We start from the raw sequence: 15,956 nt of genomic DNA on the forward strand, positions 1-15,956 counted from the left end.
ATTAGTTAAACACTATAGTACCCGGACCAGATACTTTAGCTATATGGCAATTACATCCACCCGAAATTTTAAACAGCGCGGTTTGAGTGCCACCTGTTTGGATATTGGTTACAGTAAGCTCCACATCATCGCCTTCGGTCGAGAACTCATTTTTATTATTATCTGTAGCGATGGTGTACAAATGCGGGCCTACAGTTGTTGAAGGAGGGCCCGGGTTTCCTTTAGCTATTATGGTTTGTTTGGTACGTAAGTTTACAACCTTTACATCTTTTCCAAATGCCATTTGACCATCCTTATCAACAAAATTCACATATAGCGATGCGAAATTCAGCGTGCAGGCCTGGCTTGGACAGCCGGTTTGCTGATTATGTTTTTTACAGCCCAATAATACTGAAGCTATCATAAAAAGGATGATGTATTTATACATGGTTATAGGTTTAATTACTAACCGTTACGACATCATGATATAAAATGCGACAGCCCCATGTAAATACATGAGGCTGCCGTGCTTAGATTGCATGTATTTTATTCAACAACCCTAACCTTTAAATAACTTGGATTAGCTTTTGAGGTATAAACCTTATGTGTGGCTTTTTTAAAGTCGGTATCTTTAGCTTTCATGATATCCTGAAACTGCTGTGTATTTCTGTCGATAAGCGGGAACCATGTGCTTTGTACCTGAACCATCATACGGTGCCCTTTTTTGAAGGTGTGCAGCACATCCTGCAGTTCAAAATTAACCGGGGTTACTTTACCAGGCACAAAAGACTCTGGCTTATCAAAACCATTACGAAATTTACCCCGCATAGCCTCGCTGCGTATCATTTGCTGATAACCGCTCAGGTATACGTCTTTACCTGCCCATTTGGTGTTTTTGGTAGAATCAGGATAAACATCAATCACTTTAACCACCCAATCGGCATCGGTGCCGGTAGTTGATACTTTAAGATTGGCCCAGATATTACCGGCAATAGTTACATCATTATCTAAAATATCAGTTTCATAAGTAAGCACGTCCGGGCGTTGCGATGCAAAACGCTGATCAGCGGTCATGTATTCGCGTTTCATGTCCATATCAATGCTGTTGATAAACGGCACCGGCTTATTCGGGTCAGATATAAATTCGTCATGGCTATCGGCTACGCCTGTTGGAGCGGTAAATGATAGTTTTCCGCCCGGTAGCAGGTACAGGTTTTTTTCTGCCGATTCTTTCGGAGGCCAGGTATTATAGGTTTTCCACTCGTTAACACCGGTTTCGAAGGTAGATACCGGCTTCAGGTCGAAATCAGCAGTACCCTTTAAATAATGACTAAAAAACGCAAACTCAATTTTTTCGCGATAAAACGGGCCTGTAGAACCGCCGAAGCCAACATCACCTAAATGATCTCCTTCACCACGTGCCCAACCGCCGTGTACCCATGGCCCCATGGCAAAGTAAACCGGGGTTTTAGGATTTTCTTTTACCAGGGTTTTATAGGTATTGATAGCCCCGTATAAATCTTCAGCATCGTACCAGCCACCGGTTACCAGTACCGCTGTTTTTATATCATGCAGATGATAAAGCACATTACGATCCTTCCAATGCTGGTCATAATTAGGGTGATCAAGCATTTCGTTCCATAAACGGATAGTATCCTTATAGTATTTAGTGTTTGAGTTTTTTACCGAACCCATCTTCAGGAAAAAATTATACCCATCCTCTGTGCCGGCATCAAATCTTCCACCGCGGCGCTGGGTTGGTTTATCATCCTGCCTGTTGGTAAAGCCTGGGTAAAAACCAAAGTTGGCAACCAGCATGAACGCGCCATTATGAAAAGCATCATCGCGGTACAAGTCGGCAATTGGCGCCTGCGGCGATGCAGCTACCAGGGCCGGGTGACGGCTTAACAAGGCTGTTGTGGTATAAAAGCCCGGATAGGAAATGCCCCATACCCCAACCTTGCCATTGTTATTGGGGATGTTTTTCAGTAACCAGTCGATAGTATCGTAAGTATCCGTGCCTTCATCAACATCTTTATTGGTTTTATGATTTTCCTTTTCGGGGGTCATTTCTTCGTAAATACCTTCACTCATCCAACGGCCACGTACATCCTGGTAAACAAAGATGTACCCGTCGTGAGCGAATAATGAGGATGGACCAAGGCTGCCTTTATACAGTTCCGTACCATAGGGCGCCACGCTATAAGGGGTCCTGTCCATCATGAAAGGATATTTTTTTGACTGGTCCTTAGGTACATATACCGAGGTAAACAGCTTTTTACCATCCCTCATTGGGATCTGGTATTCATATTTCTGGTAATTGGCTTTAATATAATCAGCATCGGGCGCTTTGGGCTGCGCATACAGGCCTGATGCCGAAAGCAAAAGGCAGAAAATGAAAAGTAAATTTTTCTTCATAAAATTTTTGTCAGTCAATCAAATGTAACCGAATAAAATAAAAAGGGCAACTAACGATATGGCTATTTACAAAAAGCCTCTTTTTTGTTACAGAACAAAGGTTTTTATTATAATTAAAATCAAGCACAATAAGCACCTTTATTAACCATAATAATATTTTTATAAAATAATAATTAAAACCTGTAGGCAATTATACTCGTTTAATGGTCTATTACTTTGAACCAAATAATACCGGAGTGAGGACCTAAGCGCCCGGCAACCTAAAATATTTAAACAGTTTTTTAAGAGATAGTGACTATCCCCTGGCTATGCCATGGGCCGGCTTTACGCAAACCAGTTATGCTAAAACAATTTATCTTTTTATAAACAATTTAACAAACACACCAATTATGAGAACAAACCTTAATCTGCCACTTACAAAAACACTAACCGCCTTATTCGGCGCAGTTGTACTGCTCACATCCGCCTGTAAAAAGGAAAAAGCTGCACTGCCTACCGATACCGGCAACACTCCGTCAAAGTTAAGCACCAACGCCATAGGCGTGGCCGGGCCTAAGGGTGTTTGCTATGTGGAGGTAAATAATAATGATATCCGCAATGTGGGTAACTACACCCTATCAACCGGGGAGCAGCTTTTTGATATTGCTATTATATTTGCGGCCAACATCAACTATGACACCGGCGCGCAAAAAGCAGTGTTGTACTTTAACCCGCAGGTAACCAACGTACTCAACAATAAAGCTACTTACATTCAAAGCCTGCAGGCTAAAGGTATTAAGGTATTGTTATCTATTTTGGGCAATCACCAGGGCGCGGGGATCTCTAATTTTCCTTCTCAGGCTGCCGCAAATGATTTTGCTCAGCAATTAAGCAACGCCGTTACCACTTACGGACTGGATGGTATTGACTTTGACGATGAATATGCCGATTATGGCACCAATGGTACCGGCCAGCCAAATGACAGCTCATTTGTTTACCTCGTTACTGCCCTGCGTAACCTGATGCCTACCAAAATAATTTCATTTTATTTTTATGGCCCGGCAGCGTCACGGCTGAGTTACAATGGAGTAACGGTAGGCTCAAAAGTTAACTATAGCTGGAACGCTATTTATGGCACTTATTCTGTTCCAAACGTTCCGGGACTCACCGCCGCCAACCTTGGCCCGGCCGCTATTGATATTCAAAGCACCAGTTCATCAACCGCTGCGTCGCTGGCAACCCAAACCGTAAATAATAATTATGGTATTTATCTGTATTACAATTTGCCTAATAGCGACGTTCATACTTACCTTTCGAGTGTATCAAACGCGTTATACGGCAAATCTACAGTATATACGGGAACCAGTACTACGGGGGTAACTTTTTACCAGGACATCAATTACGGAGGCACAGTTACCAGCGCCATACCTAAGGGCACTTATACCCTGGCACAACTGCAGGCTTATGGCTTTGTAGATAACTGGGCTTCATCGGTAAAAATCCCAACCGGCTGGACAGTGACCATGTATGCAAACGATAACTCTACGGGCACATCATGGACACGGACATCGAACACATCTAATTTTACCACCCTATCACCAAATGCAAACGACGTGGTGACTTCGGTTAAAATTCAATAAAACAAACGGGGCGGGATATTTTGATGTCCCGCCCGCTCTTATTCATTCTTCATTAAAAAATAATCACCTAAAGCATCACTGCCTTCTTCCATAATTTCCCAACCCAATGCTTGATAAAACTGAAACGCCGCTTCATTTTTAACAAGACACTTTAACCTAAGCGGAGAGGGATAATTTTGAGCAGCCAAAGCCAACAGGGCTTTTCCGATACCTTTTCCTCTGTATGCAACGTGCACATATAAATGATGAACAAAAGCATCAGGAGGCCATACAGCCATAAACCCAACTGTCTCATTATCGCAGGTTGCTACCCATATATCCTCATCGTGCGTATGAGCATCAAAATCATTTAATGTAAACAAATTGCTGTCCATCCAATGAAATGCCTGTATGCGACAAAGCAGGTAGATTTCCCTAAGCTTATCACGATCTGCTTTATTAATTGGATGGATAAGTACGTTAGTTGATTTCAATGCAGTTACGATACGATTCATTAATCGTTTGACTTTGCGGTTGCAAACAGTTCCTTTAAATTATCATTTTCGAAAACAATCGAAGCAAAATTATATATTGTTTTTCCGCAATTCATCTGCCGCGTAATTTGCCGCCCTTGCAGTTAGGGCCATGAAAGTTAAAGATGGGTTTTGAGTACCGGTAGATGTCATACAAGCACCATCGGTTACAAATACATTGGGGCATGCATGCAATTGGTTCCATTTATTTAGCAATGAGTTTTTAGGATCGGTTCCCATCCTCACTCCTCCCACCTCGTGGATATCTAAACCAGGCGCCTGCTTGCTATCGTTAGGGACGATGTTTTTACATCCCGCCTTATTAAGCATCTCGGCACCCTGCTGCAAAAAATCGTTCAGGGATTTTACATCGTTATCATCATAATCTACAGAAACGGATAATAATGGTATTCCCCATTCATCTGTTCGGTCTTTACTCAGGCTCACCTTGTTTTCGGCCTTGGGGATGGTTTCGCCCTGCATCATCATATATACATTCCAGTTGCCCGGTTCAGAGATATTTTCCTTATAGTTAGCCCCAATCTGATCGCCATCAACAGCATGCCCCCAATTGCTCCTTGTAGCACTATAAAACGTCATATACCCTCTTAAAAAGTCGGTTTCTTGTTTATAAACGTTTCTAAAATTTGGCATCATCACCGCAGCCGGTCTTCGGCCATAGTAATAGGTATCCAGGTAGCCATCAATGGTTGCCGTTAACGATCCGCGATAATTATGAAATGCAATATACCTGCCAAGCAAATCATTATCGTTTCCTAAACCGTTTGGAAACCTGCCTGATTTTGAATTGAGTAAAATAAGGTTAGAGTTTAACGTAGCTGCGTTTACAAAAATAATGCGGGCATAATATTCGGTAACCGATTTATTGTGTGCATCTATTACCCTAACGCCTGTCGCCTTCCCTTTTTGTTCGTCGTAAATAATTGAATGTACTACGGCATCGGGCCGGAGGGTAAGATTCCCCGTTTTGGCCGCCCACGGCAAGGTTGATGAATTAGAGCTAAAGTACCCCCCAAACGGACAGCCGCGTTCACATAAGCTCCTGGCCTGGCATTGCCCCCGGCCCTGTTGTAAATGAATTGGTTGAGGTTGGGTTAAATGTGCGCACCTGCCGATAACAACATGCCTGTCCTTATAAGCATCCATGATACCTTTTTGAATGTGTTTTTCAACTACATTCATTTCCCATGGCGGTAAAAACTCGCCATCCGGCAGCGTTTCCAATCCATCCTTGTTACCGGCTATGCCAGCAAATAACTCTACATGACTATACCATGGTGCAATATCGTTGTAACTTATAGGCCATGCTGTAGCAAAGCCATCTCTTGCCGGGCCTTCAAAATCAAAACTGCTCCAGCGCTGGGTTTGCCTGGCCCATAACAACGACTTACCTCCCACCTGGTACCCGCGGATCCAATCGAACGGCTTTTCCTGAACATACGGGTGTTCTTTATCTTTAACAAAAAAATGAGTTGTAGCCTCGCTAAATGCGTAACATTTTTCGGCAATCGGATTTTCGCTTTTTATACTATTAGGTAAATGTCCCCGATGGGGGAAATCCCAAGGATTTTTAGTTGCGGTTGGATAATCTTTTAAATGAGTAACATTCCGGCCACGTTCCAGCACCAACGTTTTCAGCCCTTTTTCGCACAGCTCTTTGGCAGCCCATCCGCCGCTGATGCCCGATCCAATCACAATGGCGTCAAACGTGTGTTGAGCCTCTCCTCCGGAATTAATGTTAATCATATTTAATAATTGGCTTAAATGCAAAAATCGATTTGAAGTTAAGATAATTATCAGGGAATAAATTGATCGGCAATGGCTTTAAACAAAAAAAGCTCCGTCACCGGGGCTTTTCTTGTTTGTTTTAGTTCTTATTAGTCGTTGATTGCTTTTACACCTGGCAATTCTTTACCTTCCATGTATTCAAGCAAGGCGCCACCACCGGTTGATACGTAGCTTACTTCGTCGGTCATGCCAAATTTGGCTACCGCAGCGGCAGAATCACCACCACCTATAAGCGAGAAGGCACCGTTTTCAGTAGCTTTGGCCACAGCTTCAGCAATGGCTTTGGTTCCGCCTAAAAATTTCTCCATTTCAAAAACCCCCATCGGTCCGTTCCATAAAATGGTTTTTGATTCTTCAACTACCTTGCTAAATAAAGCAACCGTTTCCGGGCCGATATCAAGCCCCATCCAGTTATCTTTTATTTCGCCGGTTTTGGCAACATCCGTGTTAGCATCATTTGAAAATGCATCGGCAATGATGTTATCTAAAGGCAATAACAGGTTTACACCTTTTTCTTTAGCTTTTTGCCTTAGGCTGATTGCCAGATCAAGCTTGTCCATCTCAACCAGTGAGGTACCAATGTTACCACCATCAGCTTTAGCAAATGTATAAGCCATACCACCACCAATAATCAGGTTATCTACTTTTTCCAGCAGTTTTTCGATAAGCTCAATTTTATCCGATACTTTTGAACCGCCCATAATAGCTGTGAAAGGCTTTGGTGCGTTGTTCAGGATTTTTTCGGCGTTGTTTAATTCGGCTGCCATCAGGTAACCAAAATATTTGGCATCAGGAAAAAACTGAGCGATGATAGCAGTTGAAGCATGCGCGCGATGAGCGGTACCAAAAGCATCGTTCACGTATACATCACCTAATTTCGAAAGCTTTTCTGCAAAGGCAACTTCACCTTTTTCCTCTTCTTTATAAAAACGCAGGTTCTCTAATAATAAAACCTCGCCGTTACCAAGCGCTTTTGCTTTTTCAACAGCTTGCTCACCAATGCAATCATCAGCAAACTGAACCTGCTGACCAAGCAGATCAGACAAATGAGATACGATATGTTTTAATGAATATTTTTCTGTAGGACCATCTTTCGGTCTGCCAAGGTGCGACATCAGGATAACTTTGCCGCCATCTTTCAATATTTTTTTTATGGTTGGCAAAGCTGCCGTCATGCGGTTATCGTCGGTAATATTGTAATTCTCGTCAAGAGGCACGTTAAAATCAACCCTGATGAGGGCTTTTTTACCTGCAAAACTAATTTGATCTACTGTTTTCATATCTATTAAAGGGTCATTTGTTATGAACGGGCGCAAATTGAGCATTTTAATTCAAAATACTTAACGAAAAACGAAAAAAGCTGTTTCAATCCGCCAAAATTTCATCTTATTTTAACATACATTACATGGTGGGGACCAATGCCCGGAACCTCAAATTCAGGCGAAACTATTTCGAAACCAAGGCCGCTGTAAAAGCGCACCGCTTTTATACGGGCGTTGCACCACAGGTAATCTGCCATTTGACCGCGCAGGTAAACTAGGGCAAAGTTAACTAACTGGTTGCCGAAACCTTGGCCCCGGTATTTCTCGGTTGTTGCCATGCCCCGTAGCCGGTATCCGATACCGCTAAATTCGCCATAGCTTTGCGGGTGAAACGAAGCTATACAGGCCAGTTCATCATCAACAAAATAACCAAGGTGAAAATTCCCTTCATTATTATCTGACGGAAAACGACATTCATCCGGGCTGAGCCTGCCTTCGCGCAGCACTTCATTACGCACATTCAGCAACTCATCAACTTTTATAAACCTGATCATGCTGCAAAATTGGAAAAATTCCCGGAATGGGGAATTTTAATCCCATCAAATTAATAACCACAAGTTAATGTTTCGTTCTGTTACAAGCCAATCCCAACTATCAATTAAATACGTTTTCGTATTACTCACTATTAAACAAATAAGGAGTAAGGCACAGTTGTTGCCAAAAGAGAAGAAAATACTGAATACACAATGAAAAAATATTTTACCTGCATACTTATCGCAACTGCACTTTTAGGCTGTAAAAAAACAGATATTGTTTCTGAAGTAATTAAAGGATCAACCGGAACAAACACGGGCACCAATACAGATATAAGCACCGGCACAACAACAGCTTCAATAAAGCTTGACATTGCCGACCAGGTTGTAAACACGAAAGTGAGTAATGACACGCTTTATTTAAATTATACCGAAACTGCCAATTTGGTATTAAACCCTGATGATTATCAAAAATCATCTGCGGTACATTTTAAAGAAGACTTTTCAAAATCAAACCTCGCTAATTTCAATTTTACCGCCGTCAATAAGGATAATCAAACAGCAACAAATTATCTTGATGATAACCTGAACAACGTTGCCATTAAATCAGCCTCTACATTAACTATCGATGGCAAACAGTACACTAAACTGGTATTGGAACGAGCTATAGTATTTTCAAAGGCATATAAACAGCATGATCTTGCTGTTGAAGCTCAGAATGATATTTTAAAGCAAACAAAAGATGTGATTAGCTTTGCCACATATTATTATACTAACGGCAAAAATTCAGATACCATATCAACAACAGCAACTGTAGTATATAGAAAATAATTGGTACAGCCGGCTTAGGCCGGCTGTTTTTTAAGTTCGGCTATTCGTACTACCAAATCGGCCAGCCGGCTGCTGTATCCCATTTCATTATCATACCAGCCAACAACTTTTACAAGGCCACCCACTATTGATGTTAGTTGGGCGTCAAAAATGCAGCTGTGCGGATTATCCAATATGTCGGTTGATACAATAGGGTCTTCCGTATATTCCAGTACATTTTTCATTGGCCCGTTTGCAGCTTGTTTAAATGCTTCGTTAATTTGAACTATGGTTGGTTGCTTTTTGAGACTGCAGGTAAAATCAGTTAATGAACCGTTAAGTACCGGTACACGAATTCCTGCTCCGCCCAAACGGCCGTCCAAATGAGGGAATATAGCTGTTATTGCTTTAGCAGCACCCGTAGTGGTGGGTATAATAGAAGCCGATGCGGCCCTTGCCCGCCTAAGATCTTTATGAGGTGCATCATGCAGGTTTTGATCGCCGGTCATGGAGTGAACGGTGGTTATGTAACCATCAATGATGCCCCAGTTTTCATCTAATATTTTTACCATAGCGGCAACATTATTAGTTGTACATGATGCGTTTGACAGCACAGGAGATTGCAGGTCAACCTCCCGGTCGTTTACGCCAAGCACTACAGTTGGTACATTTTTATCGGTTGATGGTGCAGATATGATAACCTGCCGTGCCCCGGCGGTTAAATGCGCCTCAGCACCGCCCCTGGAAGTGAATTTACCTGTAGATTCTACTACGACATCAATATCCAGAGCCTTCCAGGGCAGGTTAAAAGGATCGCGTTCGGCAAATACCCGTATACGCTTACCGTTAATAACTAGACTGTTATCATCAAAACTCACCGTACCCTTAAACCCCCGATGAACAGAGTCATACTTAAATAAATGCGCGAGGGTTTGCGTGTCGGTAAGATCATTTATAGCTACCACCTCTATATCGGGATGCAATAAAATATTCCTTAAAAATACGCGACCAATCCGTCCAAACCCGTTTATAGCTATCTTCATGGTGTGCTGATAAATAAAGCATCAAAGTTAATGAAGATGAATGGTTAATTTGTTTATTTACGGTATTACTACTTGCAGGTTACAATTGGTTATTAGTCGCTAAAATTCCGGACTACCAGGGCTTCGCCTTTTTTTGAACGGATAAAATAAGTGATCATCCCGTTAAAAGATATCGACAATAAAAATATAAAGGCAATAAGCCAGGAGTTATTTAAATTATTAAACACCAGTACCATTACTATCGAAACAAGGTTCAGGCATCCTAAAACAAAAGTAGTTTGCAGATGCGTTAAACCCATTTTTAACATACGGTGGTGGATATGGTTGCGGTCTGCATCGAAAGGGGATTTTTTGTTTAAGATCCGGATAGTAAAAACCCTGAGCGTATCAAAAACAGGACCTATAAGTACCGCTACAATTAAAGCCGGAGCAGTATATATAAAAGGCAATTTAACAGTCGAAACCTTGCTCAATTCAATAAATCGAATGGCCATTACTGCAGATACCAGGCCAATAAGGAGGGCACCGGTATCGCCCATAAATATTTTGGCGGGGGTTATGTTAAAACGCAAAAAACCAGCCACCGCTCCAACTATAGCAAGCGAAATTGCCGCAAGCTCATATTCGTTCATATAAATAAAAAGTGCCGCAAAAGTGCTATTAGCAATAATACCCGTGGTTGCAGCCAGGCCATCTATACCATCAATAAGATTAAAAGAATTGATGATGAGCATAATAACCAGTATTGACAACATTACGCTGGGTATATATGGCAAGGCCGTAATATTAAAAACGCCATACATACTGCTGATCCTGATATCTCCGGGGATAACAAGTATGGCAGCAACCACAAACTGGATCATGAACTTAGTGCTTGAATTAACCCCCGAAAGATCATCCTTTAACCCCATGGCAAACAAAATTATACATGCGGTAAGCAGGTAACTAACGGGCAACGACTTATCGATAAACAGCAAAACTGTAATAGTAAAGCTTACAAAAATAGCAACGCCTCCCAAGCGGGGAATACCATGATCATGCTGTTTTCTGAAATGTCCAACATCGTCATATAAATGGCGGGCACGTGCAACATGTAATATTGAAGGGATACACAATAATGTTATAAGGGTTGAAAATACAACTATTAGCACATTATAAACAAAATGATAAGAGCGTAGAAATTCAAGCATATGCTATAAATATGTTAGTGACCGGCTTATTCATTTATAAGTACTTGTACGAAGTGCAATGCAAAAAGTTAACTAAAAATTAAAGAAATTGAAAAATCTTTCTTACGGGTTTCAGCACAATTGCCAAAACGGGTAAAAACACATTATTTTTACGCATTGCTTTCAAATCAAATGACCACGCCTTAAACCTGTTCATTAAATTGCTGTTGCTTATACCCCCTACCTGCATTTTAACCATAACTTTGTTAAGATAAAAGCTCCTTACCTGCCACTTATGCAGAAACCTCGCCATTAATTCATAATCGCCTGCAGAACCGTATTCAAGGCTGTAAAAACCGTATTTATCAAACAAGATGCGCTTACAGTAAAAGGTAGGATGTGGGGGCATAAAACCACGGTTAAAGGAATTTTTTCCACATTTGTGACTTTTCCATTTACGGGTGATTTTACCTACAGAATTTATATAATCAAGGTTTCCGTAAACGATCCCGGCTGCGCTGTCTGAAAAAGCCTGCGCTACTGCTGATATAACTTCCTGATTAGCAAAAAAATCGTCGGCGTTAAGCGTACCAACTATTTCGCCTGTTGCTAAACGGATCCCCTTATTGACTGCATCATAAATGCCCTGGTCAGGCTCAGATATCAAAACTTTGATGTGCGATTTATATTGGTTAATTATTTGCAGGGAACTATCTGTTGAGCCGCCATCAATTATAATATACTCAATGTTGTTGTAATTCTGGCCGATAACAGATTCGATACATCTTTTAATAGTATCCTGAGCATTGTAAACAACAGTAATAACCGAGATCTTCAACCTTGCAACTTTGGGAAAAACACAACGTATTAATACCCCGAAATTATGTAATTTTGACTTTGAAGCCTAATTATCTTAAATATAACTTGGAACTTTATAGCTGAATATGCGCAACTATACATCTATCTGCCTGATAATTGGGATACTTTTTTTGTTAACCTCCTGCTCAAGCAAACAATATCAATATCTTTTTGACCAAAAGTATAATGTTACTGATACCGCATCAAAAGGAAGCGATGCAGCAGTAGGCCCATACCATATTAAAGCACAGGATATACTGCAGATCAGGAACCTGCAAAGCATAAAGTATATAGTTGACGAAGCGCCTGCTACCAATGCAGGGGGCAGCGGAGGTGGCGGTACTGCCGGGCAAACGTTTCAGGTTGAAGACGACGGCACTGTTGCGCTGCCTGTTATCGGCCATGTAAAAGTTGCTGGTCTTACCAGGCCGGAAGCAGCAAAACAAATTGAGGAGCTTTACCGTACAAACCTGCTGAAAGACCCCATAATTGAGTTGAAGATCGTTAACCTTAAGGTAACCATACTTGGCGAAATAAAGGGGCAGGGGAACTATACGTTAACAAAAGACAGGACAACTTTGGTTGAAATGATTGGAGAAGCAGGAGGCCTGACAGATAAGGCTAATGAAGCAAATGTAAAAATAATAAGAGGCGATCAAAAAAACCCGCAGGTTACTGAAATTAACCTTCGGGATATCCAATCAATAAATGATCCCCGTGCTATTCTTCAAAGCGGAGATGTTATTTATATAGCACAAAACAAACGTGCCGTTCGCAATGATAAATTGCAAAACCTTTCGGTAATAACGCAGCCGGTTTTACTGCTGCTTAATACCGCCTTGATTATTTTTACGCTTTCTCATCGGTAAATGGAAGAGTTAGAAAAAGTACAAAGAAAGCTGCCCAACCAGGAAATTGACTATTTTAAGATCGGCAAAATACTCCTCAGCCGCTGGTACTGGATATTGGCATCCGTCGTTATTACATCAGCTATTTCATACACTTATTTATGGTATACACCCAAAACATATGCCACCGGGGGAACACTTAAGGTAGAAGAAAAAAAATCAGAAATTTCTGACATTATCAGTGTAATGACCACGCCCGAACGCGGCCCGTCAAAAATTCAAAGTATAACTTCGGTATTAACCAGCCGTACCCTCATCCTAACAGCAATAAAAGACCTCGACTATCGTATCAGCTTTTATATCTCGGGCAGGGTACGTACCTCCGAAACCTATCCGCAAAAACCTCTCGGTATTACTCTGGTAAAGTTTGATAGCCTTAATTTTTTCCATAGCCTGATAACTTTTAAGCCGGTCAGTGCTCAAAACTTCAATCTTACCTATAGCATAAACGGTAAGGAGATCCAAAACAACTACAAATACGGCGATATTGTAACCATTGGCAATACCAGTTTCCGAATTAAATACCCGGGGTCAATTCCATCCAAAACAATTTATTTATTTAAGTTCAATATCCCCGAAGATTTTATCGGCCGGGTACAGGGTAATTTATATGCTGGCGAAACAGCAAAAAACTCAAATATAATTGCCATCCAGCAAACAGATTCCAATCCGCAGTTTGCAGCAGATATACTTAATGCGATTATGAACAATTATGTGATTTTTGACCGAAACCAAAAGGCGCAGTCAGCTTCACAAATGATCGATTTTATTGACAGTCAGCTGGATTATCTGTCAACTGAAGTAAAAGGCTCTGAAAACTCGATAGAAAAATACAGGAAAAAATCCAAGATCCTTGACGTTACATCCGCATCAACTACTTCAGTAACCAAGGCAACCGAGCTTGAATCAAACAAATCGTTATTAAAAATACAATTAATAGCGCTCGACCAGCTTAGCAGCGAAATAGCCAAGGAAAAAAACAATGTAACCTTAAACTTTAATGTCGGCAGCGCTAATCTACCGTCGTTAGAAGTTATGGTAAGCCGCCTGGACAACCTGATTACAGAACGGGCAAGTTTATTAACTACCTATAATGCCGATTCGCAGCCTATTCAAAACATTAACCAAAGCATTATCCAAATTAAAACCACCGCTTTAAACAATATAAAACAGATCCGGGCTGGCATCGAAAAAAATATTCAATATGTTGATAATCAACTTGGCCAAGTTAACTCAACTATAGCGGCATTGCCTGCCGCCCAGCGTGATATGGTGAGCCTGCAGCGTGATTTTGATATTAATGATAAGGTATACTCTTTTCTGTCCGAAAAAAAACTGGAAGCGCAGATCAGCCGTGCCGGGATTTTGCCTGGTGCAACTATTATTGAGCTGGCTCAACCAAACTATAATCCAGTTTCGCCCAATGAACATAATATCCACCGTACTGCTACTATATTAGGCTTGGCTATAGGCCTGGGGCTTATCATTCTCATCAGGATATTAAACCCCTATATTTATGATAAGGAAACCATTGAAAGTCTAACCAGCATACCTATCCTGGGCGTTATCCGAAAATTCCCGTATGCCCTTGACGAAAGCAGCGAACAAATCCTTGCTATCAGCAAACCCAAATCAATTTTTGCAGAATCGGTCCGTTCTGTACGTACTAATCTTAGTTTCCTTTCGTCAGAAAAAGCAAGCAAAGTTATTTGTATAACCTCGGAAGTAGCCGGCGAAGGCAAATCATTTGTTGCCGTAAATTTGTCAAGCACGCTTTCACTTATTGATAAAAAAGTAATATTAATAGGAGCCGATTTACGTCGTTCAAGGCTACATAAAACTTTTCATGTGGCCAATGATATTGGCTTGACCAATTACCTTGCACACCAAACTGAAATTGACGATATCATTCATCACTCTGAACAGGAAAACCTCGATTTTATAGTGTCGGGGCCCGTACCGCCTAACCCATCAGAGCTACTACACAGCAAAAGGATGAACGCTTTAATTGAAACACTTAAAACAATGTATGATATAGTGATGATTGATACCGCTCCCATCGGACTGGTATCAGATGCTATACCGCTTATCAGGATAAGTGACATCAATGTTTTTGTGATCCGGTCTGGCAAATCAAAATATTATGCCGCAACTGTGCCACAGCGCATAGCGCAGGAATATCACCTCGATAATACCGTGATAATTTTAAATGCATTCGAAGAAGATTTGCTGCATTCAAGATATTACACTACCAAATTTACCGGCGAAAATGCAGGCACACGATATTACTATTATTCAGATTACAGCGGCTACGAAGGTTCGGGCTATTATCTTGATGATGAAAAGAAAAAATGGTGGAATTTAAAACGATGGTTTAAATAAGCTTGTTTATTTAAAAAGATTGTTACTAAAATCAATATGGCAGTAAACAAATGGTACCCGGTTTACACCAACCCACGAGCCGAAAAAAAGGCATATGAAGCATTAGTGAGCAAAGGCATTAATGTTTACCTGCCCCTGCACCGTCAGCTTAAACAATGGAGCGACCGCAGAAAATGGGTTGAGGAACCATTGTTAAAATCATACCTGTTTGTAAATATTGCCGAACAAGAGCAGGCCGAAGTGTTAATGACCAAAGGCATTGCGCGGTTCCTTTATTTTTCGGGCAAGCCTGCAGTTATGCCTGATAAGCAGATCCATGAACTTAAATTACTCATGGCAAGTCCATATGAACTGGAGGTAACAGAGGAAGACCTGCAGCCGGGCGAGAAGATTATCATCAGAGCAGGTGTACTAAAGGGCATGACAGGCGAAGTTGTATCACGCAGATCGCAAAAACAACTGATATTACGCCTGGAAAGTATTGGTTACTCTATTATCGTTAATGTTGCTGCATCGCTAATTGAGCGGTTTTAAAATAAAAGGAATTGTTTTGGACAACAGATAATATTTCATTATTTGCGCCGAAAATTCAATAAATAGACAGCTTGTGCCCTGCAACACAAGTGATTAATAGCTAATTAGTTACAAGACATC

At 41.2% G+C, this 15,956-nt stretch carries 14 protein-coding genes; 5 read left to right on the top strand and 9 right to left on the bottom strand.

The annotated features are described in order from the left end of the window. Position 1: 1 nt before the first annotated feature. On the bottom strand, positions 2 to 427 hold the full coding sequence (locus tag BLS28_RS24580) for a hypothetical protein (protein WP_091173884.1): 426 nt from the start codon (positions 425 to 427) through the stop codon (positions 2 to 4). A 98-nt stretch (positions 428 to 525) separates the two neighbouring features. After that, entirely contained in the window at positions 526 to 2,397 is a 1,872-nt protein-coding gene (locus BLS28_RS24585) for a CocE/NonD family hydrolase (RefSeq protein ID WP_091173887.1), read from the bottom strand. A 389-nt stretch (positions 2,398 to 2,786) separates the two neighbouring features. Between BLS28_RS24585 and BLS28_RS24590 the strand changes: the two genes are divergently transcribed. Beyond that, positions 2,787 to 4,016, top strand: a complete 1,230-nt coding sequence (locus tag BLS28_RS24590) for an endo-beta-N-acetylglucosaminidase H (protein WP_091174101.1) — start codon at positions 2,787 to 2,789, stop codon at positions 4,014 to 4,016. 38 nt (positions 4,017 to 4,054) lie between these two features. Here the strand turns inward: BLS28_RS24590 and BLS28_RS24595 are convergent, their stop codons facing one another. The 4 genes from BLS28_RS24595 to BLS28_RS24610 form a co-directional block, all read right to left on the bottom strand. Continuing rightward, on the bottom strand, positions 4,055 to 4,510 hold the full coding sequence (locus tag BLS28_RS24595; protein ID WP_091173891.1) for a GNAT family N-acetyltransferase: 456 nt from the start codon (positions 4,508 to 4,510) through the stop codon (positions 4,055 to 4,057). A gap of 69 nt (positions 4,511 to 4,579) precedes the next feature. Then, positions 4,580 to 6,295 carry a GMC oxidoreductase gene (locus tag BLS28_RS24600; protein WP_091173894.1) on the bottom strand — a complete coding sequence of 572 codons (1,716 nt, stop codon included), beginning with the start codon at positions 6,293 to 6,295 and terminating at the stop codon, positions 4,580 to 4,582. A 131-nt stretch (positions 6,296 to 6,426) separates the two neighbouring features. Beyond that, a complete protein-coding gene (locus BLS28_RS24605) occupies positions 6,427 to 7,617 on the bottom strand; it encodes a phosphoglycerate kinase (RefSeq protein WP_091174104.1) in 1,191 nt (396 codons plus the stop codon). A 101-nt stretch (positions 7,618 to 7,718) separates the two neighbouring features. Then, a complete protein-coding gene (locus BLS28_RS24610; protein WP_091173897.1) occupies positions 7,719 to 8,153 on the bottom strand; it encodes a GNAT family N-acetyltransferase in 435 nt (144 codons plus the stop codon). Positions 8,154 to 8,345: 192 nt separating this feature from the next. Here BLS28_RS24610 and BLS28_RS24615 point away from each other — a divergent pair, with 192 nt between their 5' ends. Further along, positions 8,346 to 8,963: a hypothetical protein gene (locus BLS28_RS24615; RefSeq protein WP_091173901.1), complete on the top strand. Its 618-nt coding sequence runs from the start codon at positions 8,346 to 8,348 to the stop codon at positions 8,961 to 8,963. A 14-nt stretch (positions 8,964 to 8,977) separates the two neighbouring features. Here BLS28_RS24615 and gap read toward each other — a convergent pair whose 3' ends face one another. The 3 genes from gap to BLS28_RS24630 all read right to left on the bottom strand — a co-directional run bounded on the left by gap (position 8,978) and on the right by BLS28_RS24630 (position 11,992). Beyond that, positions 8,978 to 9,985 carry a type I glyceraldehyde-3-phosphate dehydrogenase gene (gene gap / locus BLS28_RS24620; RefSeq protein ID WP_091173903.1) on the bottom strand — a complete coding sequence of 336 codons (1,008 nt, stop codon included), beginning with the start codon at positions 9,983 to 9,985 and terminating at the stop codon, positions 8,978 to 8,980. A 92-nt stretch (positions 9,986 to 10,077) separates the two neighbouring features. Then, positions 10,078 to 11,175: an MraY family glycosyltransferase gene (locus BLS28_RS24625; protein ID WP_091173907.1), complete on the bottom strand. Its 1,098-nt coding sequence runs from the start codon at positions 11,173 to 11,175 to the stop codon at positions 10,078 to 10,080. Positions 11,176 to 11,254: 79 nt separating this feature from the next. Next, the gene (locus tag BLS28_RS24630) at positions 11,255 to 11,992 is read right to left on the bottom strand and encodes a glycosyltransferase family 2 protein (RefSeq protein WP_223266186.1); all 738 of its coding nucleotides are present in this window, start codon (positions 11,990 to 11,992) and stop codon (positions 11,255 to 11,257) included. Between the two features lie 106 nt (positions 11,993 to 12,098). Between BLS28_RS24630 and BLS28_RS24635 the strand changes: the two genes are divergently transcribed. Genes BLS28_RS24635 through BLS28_RS24645 form a run of 3 tightly spaced genes read left to right on the top strand, consistent with a single transcriptional unit; the run spans position 12,099 to position 15,836 of the window. Continuing rightward, entirely contained in the window at positions 12,099 to 12,881 is a 783-nt protein-coding gene (locus tag BLS28_RS24635) for a polysaccharide biosynthesis/export family protein (protein WP_091173912.1), read from the top strand. Then, complete coding sequence (locus tag BLS28_RS24640) at positions 12,882 to 15,302, top strand: polysaccharide biosynthesis tyrosine autokinase (protein WP_091173915.1); 2,421 nt, start codon at positions 12,882 to 12,884, stop codon at positions 15,300 to 15,302. Positions 15,303 to 15,338: 36 nt separating this feature from the next. Continuing rightward, entirely contained in the window at positions 15,339 to 15,836 is a 498-nt protein-coding gene (locus BLS28_RS24645) for a UpxY family transcription antiterminator (protein ID WP_091173918.1), read from the top strand. Positions 15,837 to 15,956 lie beyond the last annotated feature (120 nt).

The organism is Mucilaginibacter gossypii (assembly GCF_900100945.1).
Classification (GTDB): Bacteria; Bacteroidota; Bacteroidia; order Sphingobacteriales; family Sphingobacteriaceae; genus Mucilaginibacter; species Mucilaginibacter gossypii.